21 protein-coding genes are annotated in these 16871 nt (G+C 35.5%); 1 reads left to right on the forward strand and 20 read right to left on the reverse strand.

Features of this window, described 5'->3' with window-relative positions; genetic code table 11:
- Positions 1 to 88 precede the first annotated feature (88 nt).
- The 11 genes from spoVG to metG all read right to left on the reverse strand — a co-directional run bounded on the left by spoVG (position 89) and on the right by metG (position 9292).
- Positions 89 to 382 (reverse strand): septation regulator SpoVG, encoded by a 294-nt coding sequence (gene spoVG / locus FOT98_RS28405; RefSeq protein WP_000454041.1) that lies wholly within the window; start codon positions 380 to 382, stop codon positions 89 to 91.
- Between the two features lie 152 nt (positions 383 to 534).
- Positions 535 to 909 carry a RidA family protein gene (locus FOT98_RS28410; RefSeq protein ID WP_048542187.1) on the reverse strand — a complete coding sequence of 125 codons (375 nt, stop codon included), beginning with the start codon at positions 907 to 909 and terminating at the stop codon, positions 535 to 537.
- Positions 910 to 1033: 124 nt separating this feature from the next.
- Positions 1034 to 1882 (reverse strand): pur operon repressor, encoded by an 849-nt coding sequence (gene purR / locus FOT98_RS28415; protein WP_061678916.1) that lies wholly within the window; start codon positions 1880 to 1882, stop codon positions 1034 to 1036.
- A gap of 54 nt (positions 1883 to 1936) precedes the next feature.
- Positions 1937 to 2806, reverse strand: a complete 870-nt coding sequence (gene ispE / locus FOT98_RS28420; RefSeq protein ID WP_000772099.1) for a 4-(cytidine 5'-diphospho)-2-C-methyl-D-erythritol kinase — start codon at positions 2804 to 2806, stop codon at positions 1937 to 1939.
- A gap of 196 nt (positions 2807 to 3002) precedes the next feature.
- Entirely contained in the window at positions 3003 to 3182 is a 180-nt protein-coding gene (sspF, locus tag FOT98_RS28425) for an acid-soluble spore protein SspF (RefSeq protein WP_001985066.1), read from the reverse strand.
- A 91-nt stretch (positions 3183 to 3273) separates the two neighbouring features.
- Entirely contained in the window at positions 3274 to 3534 is a 261-nt protein-coding gene (gene veg / locus FOT98_RS28430; protein ID WP_061678917.1) for a biofilm formation stimulator Veg, read from the reverse strand.
- Between the two features lie 238 nt (positions 3535 to 3772).
- Positions 3773 to 4636 carry a sporulation peptidase YabG gene (yabG, locus tag FOT98_RS28435; RefSeq protein WP_061678918.1) on the reverse strand — a complete coding sequence of 288 codons (864 nt, stop codon included), beginning with the start codon at positions 4634 to 4636 and terminating at the stop codon, positions 3773 to 3775.
- Between the two features lie 110 nt (positions 4637 to 4746).
- Positions 4747 to 5625, reverse strand: coding sequence for a 16S rRNA (adenine(1518)-N(6)/adenine(1519)-N(6))-dimethyltransferase RsmA (rsmA, locus tag FOT98_RS28440; RefSeq protein ID WP_063262628.1), 879 nt, complete (start codon positions 5623 to 5625; stop codon positions 4747 to 4749).
- A complete protein-coding gene (gene rnmV, locus FOT98_RS28445) occupies positions 5622 to 6179 on the reverse strand; it encodes a ribonuclease M5 (RefSeq protein WP_048562636.1) in 558 nt (185 codons plus the stop codon). The genes rsmA and rnmV overlap by 4 nt, the downstream gene beginning before the upstream one ends.
- 196 nt (positions 6180 to 6375) lie before the next feature.
- A complete protein-coding gene (locus FOT98_RS28450; protein WP_061678920.1) occupies positions 6376 to 7143 on the reverse strand; it encodes a TatD family hydrolase in 768 nt (255 codons plus the stop codon).
- Positions 7144 to 7309: 166 nt separating this feature from the next.
- Positions 7310 to 9292 (reverse strand): methionine--tRNA ligase, encoded by a 1983-nt coding sequence (metG, locus tag FOT98_RS28455; protein WP_000134145.1) that lies wholly within the window; start codon positions 9290 to 9292, stop codon positions 7310 to 7312.
- A 518-nt stretch (positions 9293 to 9810) separates the two neighbouring features.
- On the opposite strand from metG, the gene FOT98_RS28460 reads away from it, so the two are divergent.
- On the forward strand, positions 9811 to 10095 hold the full coding sequence (locus FOT98_RS28460) for a transition state genes transcriptional regulator AbrB (protein WP_000843036.1): 285 nt from the start codon (positions 9811 to 9813) through the stop codon (positions 10093 to 10095).
- A gap of 20 nt (positions 10096 to 10115) precedes the next feature.
- Here FOT98_RS28460 and rsmI read toward each other — a convergent pair whose 3' ends face one another.
- The 9 genes from rsmI to FOT98_RS28505 all read right to left on the reverse strand — a co-directional run bounded on the left by rsmI (position 10116) and on the right by FOT98_RS28505 (position 16619).
- Positions 10116 to 10991, reverse strand: a complete 876-nt coding sequence (gene rsmI / locus FOT98_RS28465; RefSeq protein ID WP_061678921.1) for a 16S rRNA (cytidine(1402)-2'-O)-methyltransferase — start codon at positions 10989 to 10991, stop codon at positions 10116 to 10118.
- Positions 10960 to 11250, reverse strand: a complete 291-nt coding sequence (locus tag FOT98_RS28470) for a GIY-YIG nuclease family protein (RefSeq protein ID WP_063262627.1) — start codon at positions 11248 to 11250, stop codon at positions 10960 to 10962. The genes rsmI and FOT98_RS28470 overlap by 32 nt, the downstream gene beginning before the upstream one ends.
- Positions 11237 to 11977, reverse strand: a complete 741-nt coding sequence (locus tag FOT98_RS28475) for a tRNA1(Val) (adenine(37)-N6)-methyltransferase (protein WP_061678923.1) — start codon at positions 11975 to 11977, stop codon at positions 11237 to 11239. The genes FOT98_RS28470 and FOT98_RS28475 overlap by 14 nt, the downstream gene beginning before the upstream one ends.
- Positions 11978 to 12097: 120 nt before the next feature.
- Positions 12098 to 12451, reverse strand: a complete 354-nt coding sequence (gene yabA / locus FOT98_RS28480; RefSeq protein ID WP_000412055.1) for a DNA replication initiation control protein YabA — start codon at positions 12449 to 12451, stop codon at positions 12098 to 12100.
- A gap of 14 nt (positions 12452 to 12465) precedes the next feature.
- Positions 12466 to 13293, reverse strand: a complete 828-nt coding sequence (locus tag FOT98_RS28485; RefSeq protein ID WP_000272429.1) for a PSP1 domain-containing protein — start codon at positions 13291 to 13293, stop codon at positions 12466 to 12468.
- Between the two features lie 5 nt (positions 13294 to 13298).
- A complete protein-coding gene (gene holB, locus FOT98_RS28490; protein WP_063262626.1) occupies positions 13299 to 14282 on the reverse strand; it encodes a DNA polymerase III subunit delta' in 984 nt (327 codons plus the stop codon).
- A 35-nt stretch (positions 14283 to 14317) separates the two neighbouring features.
- Positions 14318 to 14944 (reverse strand): dTMP kinase, encoded by a 627-nt coding sequence (gene tmk, locus FOT98_RS28495; RefSeq protein WP_061678924.1) that lies wholly within the window; start codon positions 14942 to 14944, stop codon positions 14318 to 14320.
- 1 nt (position 14945) lies between these two features.
- A complete protein-coding gene (locus FOT98_RS28500) occupies positions 14946 to 16367 on the reverse strand; it encodes an aminotransferase class I/II-fold pyridoxal phosphate-dependent enzyme (protein WP_063262625.1) in 1422 nt (473 codons plus the stop codon).
- 72 nt (positions 16368 to 16439) lie between these two features.
- A complete protein-coding gene (locus FOT98_RS28505) occupies positions 16440 to 16619 on the reverse strand; it encodes a sigma factor G inhibitor Gin (RefSeq protein ID WP_061678926.1) in 180 nt (59 codons plus the stop codon).
- Positions 16620 to 16871: the final 252 nt, after the last annotated feature.

Below are 16871 nucleotides of genomic sequence, written 5' to 3' on the forward strand. Positions count from 1 at the left end.
AAAAAAAAAAACAAACTCCTGTAAATGCTTACAGGAGTTTGTTGCAAAATTATAGGGCTTTCTTTAAAAAGCCCTTTTCATTCGAATTTTACGAAGCACCCGCTTCTTCAAACTCAACCTCTTCTAACTCGCCTAAACGATGATACTCTGTTAAAACCGCATCTTGAATTTTAGAGCGTGTACCAGAATTAATTGGATGTGCAATGTCACGGAATTCTCCATCTGGAGTACGTTTACTTGGCATTGCTACAAATAATCCATTATTACCATCAATTACACGAATATCATGAACAACAAATTCATGGTCTAGAGTAATAGAGGCAATTGCTCTCATGCGGCCTTCTGTGTTTACGCGGCGTAATCTTACGTCAGTCACTTCCATCTTGTGTTCACCACCCTTTTCTAAATAAGCGATATATTTGTATAAATTCCACAAATTTTCTATTTTCCCTTTAATTTTTTAAAAATTTTTAAGATAAAAATTTTTAATGTAATTGAATATAGAGATTAGTGGAGGTTATCGCTTACAAAGAACTACTTAACTAGGGCAATTACTTCGATTTCAACTGAAACATCTTTCGGTAATTTTGCTACTTGTACACAAGAACGAGCTGGCTTATGAGTAGAGAAATAAGAGCCGTATACGTCATTAACAGCATTAAAATCATCCATATCTTTTAAGAATACTGTTGTTTTTACTACTGAATCAAATGAAGCACCTGCTTCTTCTAATACCGCTTGTAAATTTTGAAATACTTGCTCTGTTTGTACTGTCACGTCTCCTGCTACAAGCTCTCCGCTTGCAGTTAATGGAATTTGTCCTGAACTGTAAAACATATTATTTACAATAATCCCTTGTGAATATGGTCCAATTGCTTGTGGTGCATTGCTTGTTTGAACAACTTTCATATTTTTCCACCCTTTTATTATTTATTTTTACTCTTTAAAAATAGTGCACGAAAAGCAGTTTGTCCATCTATTTTATAATTTATAAATAGAATAAAAAAAAGATAAAGCGATCTGCTTTACCTTTTTACTCAGCCTCTACAAGCCCTTCATCAAATGGTGCCAGTGAATAATTTCCCTTTTCCACTTGAATCGCTTTTTCTTTCACATCAACTTCTGATAGGCGAATTAATGATACAAAATTATTAATTAGTCTTTCTTCGATATCCGTGGATTCTACTAATACACCAATACCAACAACATTAGCCTTAAACTCTTCTAACATACTCATCATACCTTGAATTGTCCCGCCAGCTTTCATGAAGTCATCAATAATTAAAACATTTGATCCTTCTGGAAGACTACGCTTTGCTAACGTCATTGTTTGAATTCGCTTAGAAGAACCTGATACATAGTTAATACTAACAGTTGGGCCTTCTGTTACCTTATTATCTTTTCTTGCAATTACTACCGGTACATCTAAGTAATTTGCCACCGCATAAGCAAGTGGAATCCCCTTCGTTGCCACCGTCATAACCGCATCAATTGGTTGCCTAGCAAAAACAGAAGCAAACAAACGACCTGCGCCATTAATATGACGAGGATTACTTAAAAGATCTGTCATATATAAGTAACCACCGGGTAAAATACGACCTGGATTTTCAAATAGGCTACAAAGCTCTCCAATAATGAGATCTGCCTCTTCCGCACTTATATATGGTATATATTTCACTCCTCCTGCTGCTCCTGGTATCGTTTGCAATGTGCCGACCCCTTGTTGTTCAAACGTTTGCTTAATAATAACTAAATCTTCACTAATGGAAGACTTAGCTGATTGATACCTTTCAGCAAAAAAAGTGAGAGAAACTAGCTGACGAGGATTTTGTAACAAGTAATACGTCATATCGACTAATCTTGTACTTCGTCTAATTTTCATACTCCCACCTCAAATCACGAATATTCTAAACAAATCATAACGTATTATACGTCTTTATTCAAGCGTTTCTCGCTCTCCCAATAAACGTACTGCATATACTTGTTCACAAAATCCTTTTAATCCGTTATATATACGATGCATTCGCGAATCATGGTGCACAAGGCCAAATACGGTTGGGCCACTTCCACTCATTAATACGGCATCCGCCCCAAATCGCTTCATCTGTGCCTTAATACGTGCAACTTCAGGATGCATCGCAAACGTTACATCTTCTAAAACGTTACCAACAGTATCACAAATCCCTTTGTAATCCCCGGCATTTATGACATCAACCATTTTATCTACATTTGGATGTGTAACTCGATTTAACTTTAAATTTCCATACACATCAGCAGTAGATACACCAATATGGGGTTTTGCTAAAATAACCCAACAAGAAGGTGGAGTTTTTATGTGCTCAATTTGCTCTCCTCTTCCAGTGGCAATTGCTGTCCCACCATATACGCAAAACGATACATCTGATCCGATTTCTGCGCCAAGCTCTGCTAACTGGTCAATTGTAAGCCCTAAATTCCATAATTTATTAAGGCCACGTAATGTCGCTGCTGCATCACTACTTCCACCTGCTAATCCAGCTGCTACTGGAATCGTTTTTTCAATAGTAATAGATACGCCTTTTTTTACATTAAACTTCTCTTTTAATAATCTCGCTGCTTGATAAGCTAAATTTCTTTGGTCGTCTGGGACATACCGATTATGGGATAAAATTTCAATACGGTCTTCTGCTAATTCCATTAGTTCTAAACGATCCGCTAAATCAATTGTTGTCATAATCATTTTCACTTCATGATATCCGTCTTGTCTTTTTCCCAGTACATCTAACGACAGATTAATCTTTGCTGGTGCTTTCACTAGTAGCTTCAATCTATTCACCCACTCTATGTACTCAATCTTTTATCGTTTATTTTACCATAAATTTATAGTAAGACGATGACACTTCCCTAATTATAACGAAAAGCATTCAGAATGAAACTACTTATGTAAAATGATGGCACCTTTTAGAGTACAAAAAGCCGAGGAATCACTCCTCGGCTACCGTAGCATAGAAAGTATCTTATAACTACTGGTTTTGTTTCATTAATTGCTGTTCTGCAATTTCTATAGCACGTTTCACCATGTTACCAGCATCTTTCGCACGAATTCCGCCCCATCCTTCTTTCTGAACAACATCATAAAAGCCTAGCTCTTTTGCAAGCTCTTCTTTAAATTGATTTGACATGACACCTCTTCGTCTACTCAATGCAGAGTCCCTCCTTATTTTGCTACGGTATAATTAGTATGCAAAATAATATAGCTTTTCATTTGTGGGAATATATGTAACGTTACATCAATTATAAAATCACTTCATTATGAGGTTCACCATAAAATGTTAACTCTACTGTCTCTGTTAAAACATCCGCATAGCTATATGATACACGTTGTAACGCATCTTCTTGCTGATCCAATTGTACAACAAAAACAGAACGGTACGTTTCTGCAAGTACACCTGATTGTTCTACTGTTTTTCTTCTCCCACTATTTGCCTTTAACATCAGTCTCTCTCCAAGATGGTGATCTAATTCGCTTTTAATTTCATCTAAACGTTTTGACATATACTTCGTTACACCTCGCTGTAATTTAGATTGAACACTTAAAACACGATATATCTATCCCAATTATTAACCGCAACTCACAGACAATATCATTATAAAAGCATTATGCGTTCGAATAGATAAAAGAAATACTATATTGTAAAAGTATCATTATGTAGTCTGTGCGTTCTTCTCTCTTTTTATCCAAGCTGATTTAAATCCTTCCCATACAAAAAAGCAAGATACATATGTACCTTGCTTATTCTTCATAATGTTGAAAGGGTAATCCGGTTCGTAAAATTCCCCTCGTTTCAATTCCGCCAAGTCCCTTCTCGCCAGTAATCGTATTACGTACAACATCCCATACATTGACTCTCTCCATAAATGACGTAAAACTAATTTTGCCCACCACATATACAGGATCTAGTGCGTGAATATTAATTCTAGATGGTGAACTAGCAAAATTAGCGCCAGCTCGAATTAATGCTTCAAAGTGTGATTGGCATGCCCCGGCAAAAATAACGAGTTGATCCAATGATGGATATTTTTTTCTCACTTCTCGAACAGCCTGTACAAAATGCCTTGAATGTCTATATGCTGCTAAATCTCCCTTTACCCCTTTTGATTTTGTATATGCATCGTGCCCTGTAATGACTAAAATGTCCGGGCGAAAATGATCTATTAAATCTACTACCTTTTCATGCATCTCTGTTTCTTTACAATGAATACCTTGTACAGGAACACCAATTTTATTATATAAATCTAAGCACTTGCGCAAATATAACGGGTCTCCATCTATATGCAATACACGTCCTGGCATTTGAAAATAATTCACCTCACTTGTGTATCCACCCGTTGAAGTGTGTTCATGCCTTTGTTTCATTAATACATAATCTTGTTGAAACAAACGATACGTACGCTCCATCGTTTCCTTCTCACGCTTTGCTCTTTTTTTATGTTCTCGTTGATCTATACTAACTAAATCTTCAAGTGGCGCATCTGCCACCAGTCTAATTTCCTCTCCAAATAATATAGCTATCTCGCCTTTTATTTCTATAATACGAAAAAGAATATCCCTCTTATGAGAATATCGTTCCACTAATTCTCCAACATGTAAAGCCATTCTCCTACCTCCAAACTCGTTAGGCCATCTTACCTGTTTTTAAAGTATGAATGTAGGAGAGGAAAGGTGACAAAAGGGACAGTTCAAGTTGAACTGTCCCTTTTGTATTCTTATGACAATTTATGAAGAACTAATGCATTACTTAATGTTGCAAACTCCTCGATAGATAGCGTTTCGCCTCTTCGTTTCGGATCAATTCCTACTTCTGTTAAAATTCGATCCAACAGCTCTTTATCTTTCGGGAAACCATTTAAATTATTTGATAAATTATTCATTAAAGTTTTACGACGCTGTGCAAAACTTGCTCGTACTACTTCAAAGAAGAATATCTCATCTGTTACTTCTACAACTGGTTTCGGACGCTTCAGAAGACGAATAATCGCAGAATCAACATTTGGTTGTGGCACAAACACTGTACGCGGTACAGTCATAACCGTTTCTACCTCTGTATAATACTGAATAGCAATGGATAAAGAACCATACTCTTTCGTTCCAGGCTTAGCAGCTAAACGATCTCCCACTTCTTTTTGCATCATAACAACAAATCCGCGAACCGGTAATTTCTCTTCCAGCAATTTAAATAAAATTGGCGTTGTAATATAGTACGGTAAATTAGCTACTACCATTACATCTTGCCCTTCCTCAAATTGCTCACTAAACACCTCATGGACATCTGCCTTTAATACATCTTTATTGATAACTGTAACGTTGCTATATGGAGCTAACGTCTCATCTAAAATCGGTAATAATCTCTGATCAATTTCAAAAGCTACTACTTTTTTAGCACGCTTCGCTAATTGTTCTGTTAATGCACCGATACCTGGTCCAATTTCAATTGCACCACTTTCTGAACCAATTTCAGCATGATCAACGATACGATTTAATACATTCGTATCAATTAAAAAATTTTGTCCTAAACTTTTTTTGAATGAGAATCCGTACTTTTCAACAATATCTTTCGTACGATTTGGCGTTGCGATATCCTTCATTTTCTTTCCTCCTGTATGACTTGCTTATAAGCTTCTGCAAATGCTTCTTTTGAAACTTGAAACATTTGTAAACGTTTATGTAACTGTTTTGCGTTTGTATAACCAATCTTTAATAGCTTACCCATTCTTTCTCTGCGACTCTTTGCCATTTCTCCGCCCACTAAGCCTGCATCGACTAGATCGCTCCAACTAATTTCACTTGTGTAAGCTTCCATTTCTTCATGTATATTCTCTAAAGCACGGCGAATTGATTCATTAGAAGCATGCTCAATTCCGACACCTTTTTTCCTTTTAGCAAGTGCTTCTTCCTTCGGTAAAAAAGCATGTTTACATCCAGGAACCTTATCAGAAATAATTTTTCGAATACGTTCTCCAGGATAATCCGGATCTGTAAAAATAATAACGCCTCTTTTTTGCAGCGCTAATTTAACTTGCTCAATAACATGATCACCGATTGCTGAACCGTTCGTTTCAATTGTATCCGCATCAACAGCACGCTTAATCGCCACTGTATCATCTTTACCTTCTACAACGATAATCTCTTTAATTTTCATGCTTGCCTCCACACTCGTTTCGTCTCTACTTAGTAAAACAAAAAAATGACGACTTTTCCATTATTATTTTCCCCATTCTTACATTTTAAAAAATAGAATGTCCAAAACTTTCTTCTCCCTCCTTATTGTAACACTTCCTCATTCGCCCTTCTTTTTTCACAAAAATAAAAAAAAGAATGGGTTCTCCCACTCCTTTTTATTCAACACCAAATAAAGCTTTTGCATTTTTTGTTGTTACTTCTGCTACTTCTTCATAAGAAATTCCTTTTAAGTTCGCAATTTCTTCTGCTACAAGTTTTACATAACTCGGTTCATTTCGTTTCCCTCGAAATGGATGTGGTGTTAAATATGGACAGTCCGTCTCTATTAACAATTTCTCTAACGGAATCTCCGCAGCAACCTCTTTCGGTTTCTTAGCATTTTTAAATGTAACTGGTCCGCCTAACGAAATTAAAAAGTTCATATCAACACATCGCTCTGCTACTTCTACGCTGCCACTAAAGCAATGCATAATGCCTCCCACTTCAGCCGCATTCTCTTCTTCTAGAATATCAACAATATCTTGAGTTGCATCACGGTTATGTATAATAATCGGCAATTTCACCTTTTTGGCTAATGCAATTTGTTTACGGAATACTTCCTTCTGTATTTCTTTTGGAGACTTATCCCAGTGATAATCTAAGCCCATTTCTCCAAGTGCAACAACTTTAGGATGGGAAGCAAGTTCTTCTAACCAAGCTAAATGTTCTTCCGTCATGTCGATTGCATCAACTGGATGCCATCCAACTGCAGCGTAAATAAAATCATAAGTTTCAGCTAATTCAATCGCCTTTTTGATCGTTACTTCATCAAAACCAACAACAACTGTATAAGTAACTCCCGCTTCTTTCATTCGCGCAATAACTTCTTGCAAATCTTCTTCAAATTGCTCTGCATTCAAATGTGAATGTGTATCAAACAACATCATACATAACTCCTTTTATATTGAAATCAAGTTTATTCTACACAAATAAGCCCTTTACTAACTTAACGATAACAATACTACAATCTTAATGCAAAAATTGAGAGTGTAAAAAGAAAAAAGACGCTTCACACATGTTACACGTGAAACATCTCTTTTCTTGTCTTAATTACTTAATTTTTGTACCATTTGGTAGATTTTGGTCAATTGTTGCTAATGACAATACGCCATTCTCTTCACCCGCTAAAATCATACCTTGTGATAATTCACCGCGTAATTTTACAGGTTTTAAGTTTGTTACACAAATAACCTTTTTACCTTTTAGGTCTTCTGGTGAATAGAATTTTGCAATTCCAGAAACAACTTGACGCTTTTCTGTACCTAAATCTAGCTGGATTTTTAACAACTTATCTGCTTTTTTCACAGGCTCAGCAGATAATACTTCAGCTACGCGTAATTCTACTTTAAAGAAATCATCAATTGTAATTTCTTCTGCCTTCGGTTCTTCTTCTTTTTTCTCTTCTACTTTAGGAGCAGAGGCTTTCATTTGTTCTTTAATGTACTCTACCTCTACTTCCATTTCTAAACGTGGGAAAATTGGTTGTCCCTTTTCTACTTTTGTTCCAGCTGGAATACAGCCAACTGTAGATAGACTTTCCCAAGACTTATGCGCTTCATCAGTAAGGCCAAGCTGAGCAAACATCTTGCTTGGTGCTACTGTTAAGAATGGCATAAGCATAATACCTGTTTGACGAAGTACTTCTGCTAAATGGGCCATTACAGAAGCTAACTTTTCACGATCATTCTCATCTTTTGCTAATACCCAAGGTTGTGTTTCATCAATATATTTATTCGTACGGCTAACCAATTGCCAAATTGAGCTTAACGCTACAGAGAATTCCATATTCTCCATTGCTTCTTCTACTTTTTTCAATGTATCCTGTGCAAACGTTACTAACGTTTCATCGAATTCCGTTACATTTGCTTTAAATGCAGGGATTTCTCCGTTAAAGTACTTATCAATCATAGCTACTGTACGATTCAATAAGTTACCTAAGTCATTTGCTAAATCGAAATTAATACGCTCCACGAATCCTTCTGGTGTGAATACGCCATCAGATCCGAATGGAACTTCACGAAGTAAGTAATAACGTAATGCATCTAATCCGTAACGATCGATTAATGTAACTGGATCTACTACGTTCCCTTTTGACTTACTCATCTTTCCATCCTTCATTAAAATCCAACCATGAGCAAAGACTTTTTTCGGAAGAGGTAAATCTAATGCCATTAAAATGATTGGCCAATAAATTGTATGGAAACGAACGATTTCTTTTCCAACTAAGTGCACATCAGCCGGCCAGAACTTCTTATACATCTCTTCATTCTCTGTTCCATAACCTAATGCTGTAATGTAGTTAGATAATGCGTCAACCCATACGTAAATAACGTGTTTTGGGTTACCTGGAACACGAACTCCCCAGTCAAATGAAGTACGAGAAACAGCTAAATCTTCTAATCCTGGTTTAATGAAGTTATTAATCATTTCATTTTTACGAGACTCTGGCTGAATGAAATGTGGATTATCTTCATAGAATTTTAATAGTCTGTCGACATATTTACCCATTCTAAAGAAATACGATTCTTCACGAACAAGTTCTACATCATGACCACTATCTGGGCTTTTTCCTCCAACTACTTTGTCACCTTCCATAATTGGATCTACTAATTGATGTGCCGTATAGAATGTTTCATCTTGTACAGAATACCAACCTTCATATTCATCAAGATAAATATCACCTTGATCTACTAGTTGCTTGAAGATTTTTTCAACAACATCTTTATGACGATCTTCAGTTGTACGAATAAAATCATCATAAGAGATATCCATCTTCTCCCAAAGTTCTTTAATTCCTGCAACGATGTTATCCACATATGCTTGTGGTGTAACGTTTAATTCTTCTGCTTTCTTTTGGATCTTCTGTCCATGTTCATCAGTTCCTGTTAAATAATGAACATTATATCCTTGCATACGCTTATATCGTGCCATCGCATCTCCTGCTACTGTCGTATAAGCATGTCCAATGTGTAATTTTCCACTTGGATAATAAATTGGGGTAGTAATATAAAAGGACTTGTTTTCCTCTGTCATTGTTTTGGACCTCCCGAATAACCTCATATGTATTTATAAACAGTATATCAAAAACTTATATATAAAGTGAAACTTTAATCTGTGGGGTTTTGTTCACTCCCGCGGATTATTGGCCCGCATCAATTGGGCTTTTACGAGCAGTCAGATCCCCACTTGACTTCTTTCTTCCAACCGAGGTTTGAAATGGGAATCTGACTGCTCGTTAACGCGGGATAAAAAACAAGTTAGTATCTAGTGCCTTTATCATCTATTACTCATATTTCGAGAAAATATACAATCTTCACTTAAATTTATAAATTTTTCTGAAAACAAAGTGAAATAATAGTAGAAATTACTCACATTCTATTATATATAAGAAGTAAGAAATCTATAAATCTTTTTAAAAAATATAGAATTTAAGAATTGACGGAAATGTAAATGATTGGTATCATATGTCCATAGGGTATTTTGTCGAAAAATGATGAATCTAGAAAATAGACTCGAAACTTATAAACTATTTCTTTAGGAGGAAAAGAATTATGAAATCTACTGGTATCGTTCGTAAAGTTGATGAATTAGGTCGTGTAGTAATTCCAATCGAATTACGCCGTACTTTAGGTATTGCAGAAAAGGATGCTCTTGAAATCTACGTTGATGACGAGAAAATCATCTTAAAAAAATATAAGCCAAACATGACTTGCCAAGTAACTGGTGAAGTATCTGATGGTAACCTATCTTTAGCTGAAGGTAAAATTATCTTAAGCAAAGAAGGCGCTGAGCAAATCTTAAACGAACTTCAAGATTATATCGAAACAGCAAAATAAGCTTCTCAATTATGAGAAGCTTATTTTTTATCGACATGATAGATTTGATATACATCGCGTTTCGACAAATCTCGATCTTTAGCGACTGTTTTTATCGCCTCTTTTGAATTCATACCTTTTTCGTTTATATAATGTTCAATATGATCATATACCGAAATAGATTCCCACCATTGTTCTTCTGGAGCAGGTTCTTCCGTTGAGCCAGCTACTAAAATACAAAACTCACCACGAACTTCATTTTGTTTCGTCCACTCAATTGCTTCCTCGACTGTTCCACGAATAAATTCCTCGAATTTTTTCGTTAACTCTCGACATAATACAATTTCTCTATTTCCCAGCACTTCTTGCATCGAGATTAAAGTATCATCTAAACGATGAGGCGCTTCATAAAACATCATTGTAGTTTGTACATAACGAAGCTTTTCTAACTCCATTTTTCTTTCTTTTTTATTTCTTTGTAAAAATCCATAGAAATAAAATTGTTTTGTTTCAAGACCTGACGCAATTAACGCTGTAAGGGCTGCATTTGCCCCAGGAAGCGGGATAACATGATACTGTTCCGCTACAGCCTCTACAACAATATCGTAACCTGGATCGGAAATACAAGGCATACCAGCATCACTAACAAGCGCTACTGTCTTTCCTTCGTCTAACTTATCTAATATTTTCTTCCCACTTACTTCCTTATTATGCTCATGGTAACTCATAACAGGTGTTTCAATTTCGAAGTAATTACAAAGTTTTTTCGTTTGTCTCGTATCTTCAGCAGCAATTAAATCAGCTTCTTTTAAAATTCGGATTGCACGAAATGTCATATCTTCTAAATTTCCAATAGGAGTTGGTACTAAATATAAAACTCCCTTTTCATTTTGTTGAAAGCTTTTTTGTTGCCACATAGCGTTCTCCTTTTTGCATATATTCTTCTTTTTGTTTTCTATTTAATTGCTTAAAATAGTACTCTGCTTGCATAGCTGTACGCTTATCTTCATGAAATTCTACATATTTTAAAACAACTGGAAGTCTAGCACGCGTATACCTAGCTCCCTTTCCACTATTATGTGTCTGAATCCGCTTCTCTATATGATTTGTATATCCAGCATAATAACTTCCATCAGAGCACACTACTACATAAAAATAATGCTTATTCTTCTCCATATAAAATTGAACGAATCTCCTTTGTATATTCATTATTTTCTTCATATACAAAAAGAGGTGGCAATATTTTTAAATCTGCGTTTCCGTCCTTAATTCCTTCAATTAACAACGTATTTGCTTCTTTCCCTGCCTTTGGATAAACAAACCGTACACGTTTTGGTTCAATTTTATATTTACGCATTAATGTAACAATATCTAGTAAACGGCCTGGACGATGTACAAATGCTACTTTTCCGCCTTGCTTTACTAGCTGACTACTTGCAGATACAACATCCTCTAATGTACACATAATTTCATGACGAGCTATCGCTAAATGTTCATTCATATTTTTCTCAGACGTTGCAGGTGTTTGAAAATAAGGCGGATTACATGTGACAACATCATACTGATGACGTCCAAGTTTCTCCGGCATATCTTTCAAATCCCCGTGTATTAAGTGAATTCTTTCTTCTAACTTATTGTATTGAACGCTTCTGATTCCCATATCATATAAACGTTCTTGAATCTCCACACCTGTAATATTCCCTTTCGTTCTTGTACTTAATAGAAGAGGCACAACTGCATTACCTGTACACAAATCAAGTAAATTACCTTTTTGAATTGGTACCCAAGCAAAATCTGCAAGTAAAACAGCATCTAACGAAAAATTAAATACTGATGGGCTTTGTACGATCTTCATATCTTGCGCTAATAAGTAATCTAAACGTTCATCTTCATATAAATTCATATGTTACTCCTTTTCTTACACTTAACCTACCCTATTTCATCTTCTACTAATAAAAAACATATTTCATTCTACTCTCATGTATAAAAAATTACCTTTCCAATTATCATTGGAAAGGTAATTTCACTTTTTATTTAAAAATGACAGGCAGAATAAACAATCTCCCTCTTTACGTACACTTCCATAATGCAGATTACAAATATGAAAACCTTCTTGATATAGTCTTGCTAAATTATCGTAGCCTTCACCAATATCAGCTGTCTTCGGCTTCACTTCTTTACGTTTTTGAGTTTTTTGTTTTTCTTTAATCTGCACTTCTTCAAAACGGTGTCGCAAATTTTCATTTTCCATTTTTATATGTTGGTTTTCTTCCAACAACTCTGCAAGATGTTGTTTTAATTCTCCCAACTGTTTGTATAAATGTCCAATTTGCTCTTCCATACTAGAAACCGATGCAAAAATATCTTTTTTCTCCACAAGCACCCACCTCATTAATCTGTGGTTTGACTCGAAACGACCCCTTTATTCACTAACTCATCTAACGTATATTCTACTATCCGTTCCTTGTCTACTAGTTCCACTTGAATTAATCTTTCTAAAATATTTAATCCGATAACACGGCCAGTACCATGCGGGGTTTGTATACGTTGATCTAAATCAGGAAGTTGTTCCTTTGCTGCCTCATATTCATCATTCTCATATTTTAAGCAACACATTAAACGACCACATAAACCAGAGATTTTTGCAGGATTTAATGATAAATTTTGATCCTTTGCCATCTTAATAGATACAGGTTCAAAATCACCTAAAAAAGTAGAACAACAAAGCATACGACCACACGGACCAATACCACCAAGCATCTTCGCTTCATCACGAACACCAATTTGTCTTAGTTCAATTCTTGTCCTAAAAATTGCTGCTAAGTCCTTCACCAGTTCTCGGAAATCAATCCGACCATCCGCAGTAAAGTAGAAAATAATCTTATTACGATCGAACGTATACTCTACATCTACAAGTTTCATATCAAGATTATGCTCTACTACCTTTTGCTGACAAACTTGATATGCTTCTTTCGCAGCATGTTTGTTCTCTTCAACAATGGTACGATCATTTTCATTTGCAATACGAATAACCTTTTTTAGCGGTAATACAACGTCGTTTTCATCAACTTGCTTTTTGGTAATAACTACTTTTCCGTATTCAATACCTCTTACCGTTTCTACAATTACAAACTCATTTTCAGAGATATCGAACTGGTTCGGATCAAAATAGTACACCTTTCCGGCCTTCTTAAAGCGAACACCTACTACATCATACAAAACGGTCATCCCTCCTGCAACCGCAACACTAACTGTTCGAACACAAGCTGCGCATTTACATTAGCGTTGATTCTATTTTTTGCCTCTAATATATTAAAGAGAGCTGATACAATGCGCTTCTGAGCATAGGAGAAAGATTCAAACATCTCTTTCTGCTCATGAAAAACAAGACGATCTTCTTCTCCAAGTTGAACATATAATAAATCCTTATAAATAAGGAGTAACATATCTAAACCTTGCTGTAATTGTTCTTTCTCTCCAAAGTGTTTTCCCCATTTTTCTTGTACAAAAAAAATAGAGGCTTTATCCTTTTCGAGCGCTTCACATAATTTTATCACTAAAGCTCGTGCTTGTGCAAACCATTCATCACTACATAAAGCTAAAGCTTCATCAAAACTATTCGTGAGTTGTGCAGCAAGTGTTGATAAAGATGCCGTAATACCTTCATCCTGTAATCTTCTAATTAAAGATTCCGTAGGTAATGGTCTAAATGTAACAACTTGACAGCGAGATAAAATCGTATTTAAAATTTGATGACTTTGTTCAGTAAGTAAAATAGCTGTTGTATCACTGCTCGGTTCTTCTAAAAATTTCAAGAGTGTATTCGCTGCATTTGCTGTCATGCGGTCTGCGTGCTCAATAATATATACTTTTTTATTTGCCTCTAATCCTGTTTTTGAAAATTCTTCTTGTAAATCATGAATTTGTTGCTTCTTAATAGATAATCCGTCTGGTTTTACAATATGTAAGTTCGGGTGGTTACCTGAATCAATTCGCTTACAATTTGTACATACATGACAAGGCTCTACCCCATTTCGCTGAGAACAGAGGAAACTCTTTGCCATTTGAATTGACGTCGCAAACTTTCCTGTCCCTTTCCCTCCCTCTAACAAGTAAGCGTGGGATATACGCTCTTTTGCAATGCTATTCATCAACATTTTTACACCGATGGGTTGTATAGCAGAAAGCTGCTCCCACGTCTTCGTCATAATGCATACCTCACTTATTTCATTCTTTCCTTCTATTATAACAATTTATCTTCTATAATCTGAACAACTTCTTCTATAAGTTTTTCCATTGGTTGATCAGCATTTACTAATACAATACGATCTGAGAAACGTTCTACAACTTGTAAATATCCTTCACGCACACGTTTATGGAAAGAGATATCTTCCATATCTAATCGATTCACTTCACGTCCTGCATCTTTTTCAATTCGGGCTAAACCGATCTCTGGTTCAATGTCTAAGTAAATCGTTAGACTAGGCATACAGTCCTCAGTTGCGAAACGATTGATTTCAAATACTTTGTCCATACCTAATCCTCTTGCATATCCTTGATACGCTAAAGAGCTATCTATAAAACGGTCACATAATACAAGGTAGTCCTCGTTAAGCGCTGGCATAACTTTTTCCACCAAATGTTGTCTACGTGCAGCAGCATACAGAAGCGCCTCTGTACGTGCTTCCATCATCGTATATTCTTGTTTATGTAAAATCGTTCTAATATCCTCAGAAATTGCAATACCACCTGGTTCTCTCGTCGCCATTACCTTCTGTTCCTTTTGTTCAAAGTATGGCAATAAACTTTGAATTAACGTTGTCTTACCAGAACCTTCTGGACCCTCAATTGTTACAAATAATCCCTTCATCCTAAAACCCACTTTCTATATCATACACTTTCATATATTTCGCACTGCCTTGAAAACGAGCGCCTGCTTTCTCTAAATACATAATTTGCTCTTTATGTTCTGAAGTAATTCTTTCTCCATACATAATCAATGGAATTCCAGGTGGATACGGAATCACCATTTCTGCCGCTATCATCCCAACTGCTTCTTCTACAGATACTACTTTTGTTTCATATCCTTCCAGTTGTTTATATGTATACGGTAAAGGAGAAATTTCTCCTTTATAAGTATAACGAATAGATTCCTTCTTGTCTTTCACCTCATAATATTGCAATGCCTCTCGGATCATCTCTATAGCCTTCATATACTCCTTATTTACTTGCAAGGGCAAAATAAATAGGACATTATATGGATCCGCCATTTCTGTATATATACCGACCTTTTCAAATACAGACTGTAATTCGTATCCTGATAACTGGCAACGTGTCTGTACGGTTACCTTTAACTCATCTTGTAATGGATATTGTAAAATAGCTATTTGTGGAATAGAACACAATTCTTCTTTAAATCCCCGTAAAAATGCGACAATTTCATCATGGCCCTTTTCTTTTATACGCGCTATTGTAAAGCGTGCAATATCAAGAGAAGTCATAATTGGATACGATGGACTACTAGATTGTAGCATACTTAAATAAGTAGAAACTTTTTCTTCTTTCACTAGGCGACTATTTATATGTAAATAGGATCCCATCGTCATGGCGGGTAATGTTTTATGTGCAGAATGAACTACAATATCTGCACCATATGCTAATGCTGACTTTGGAAATGCTCCCCCTAAACAAAAATGGGCTCCATGTGCTTCATCTACTAAAACAGGGATTTGATGTGCATGTGCATAAGCGATGCTTGCCTCTAGATCCATCCCCATACCATAATAATTAGGATGCGTTAAAATAAGTGCTTTAGCATTTGGATATTTTTCAATTGCTTCCTTAATAATTTCATCATGAATTCCCACTGGTACGTTATAAGCTTCGTCAATCCATGGATCTAAAAAAATTGGATTTGCTCCCGCTAATTTTAAACCATTAATAATCGATTTATGACAATTTCTTTGTACAAGAACAATGTCATGTTCCCCGCAACAAGACAAAATCATTGCTAAGTTCCCTACTGTTGAACCATTAATTAAAAAATAACTTTTTTCCACTTCATATACGTCAGCTAATAATTGTTGTGCCTCATCTATACATTCAAACGGACTATGTAAATCATCTAATCCTGACAACTCAGTTACATCGATAGATAGTATATCTTTAAACTCCTCTACAGCCTCCTGAGGGAAGTTTAAACCATTTTTATGACCTGGAACATGAAAGGACAACGGCCCTCTTTCTTTAAACTCTATTAATGCCTCATATAAAGGTATGCGATTTTGATTCATCTATATCTCTTCCTTATTATTTCATTCTTTCTCTATTATACAGAACAAAAAAAATAATAGGCATATGCCTATTTAAAAATATGATACTTCTAATTTCCGAAGCTGTTTTAAATAATATATATACTTCGGATCATTTGTCTCCGTATTCACCATATCTTTTTCACATTCATAACATATTAAATTATTATAAACATATATCCCTTCTTTTCTTTCTGTCTCACATACAATACAAACTTCATTTTTCGATTTCATATCCTTCCCTCCCTATTTAAATGGACATATTTTATACTCCTATTCCTTAACAATTTACAGAAAAATATACATCAATCTCTTATATAATATGATTAATCCTTGGGCAACGTGTTTGTATTATCATTACTTCTTTTTACGTACTGTTTGAAAACACAAAAAAACACAAGTCAAAAGACTTGTGTTTTTAGTTGCTTGGCGACGTCCTACTCTCACAGGGACAAGGTCCCAACTACCATCGGCGCTAGAGAGCTT

Origin of the sequence: Bacillus sp. HY001, from assembly GCF_007558965.1 — a bacterium.
GTDB lineage: Bacteria > Bacillota > Bacilli > Bacillales > Bacillaceae_G > Bacillus_A > Bacillus_A mobilis.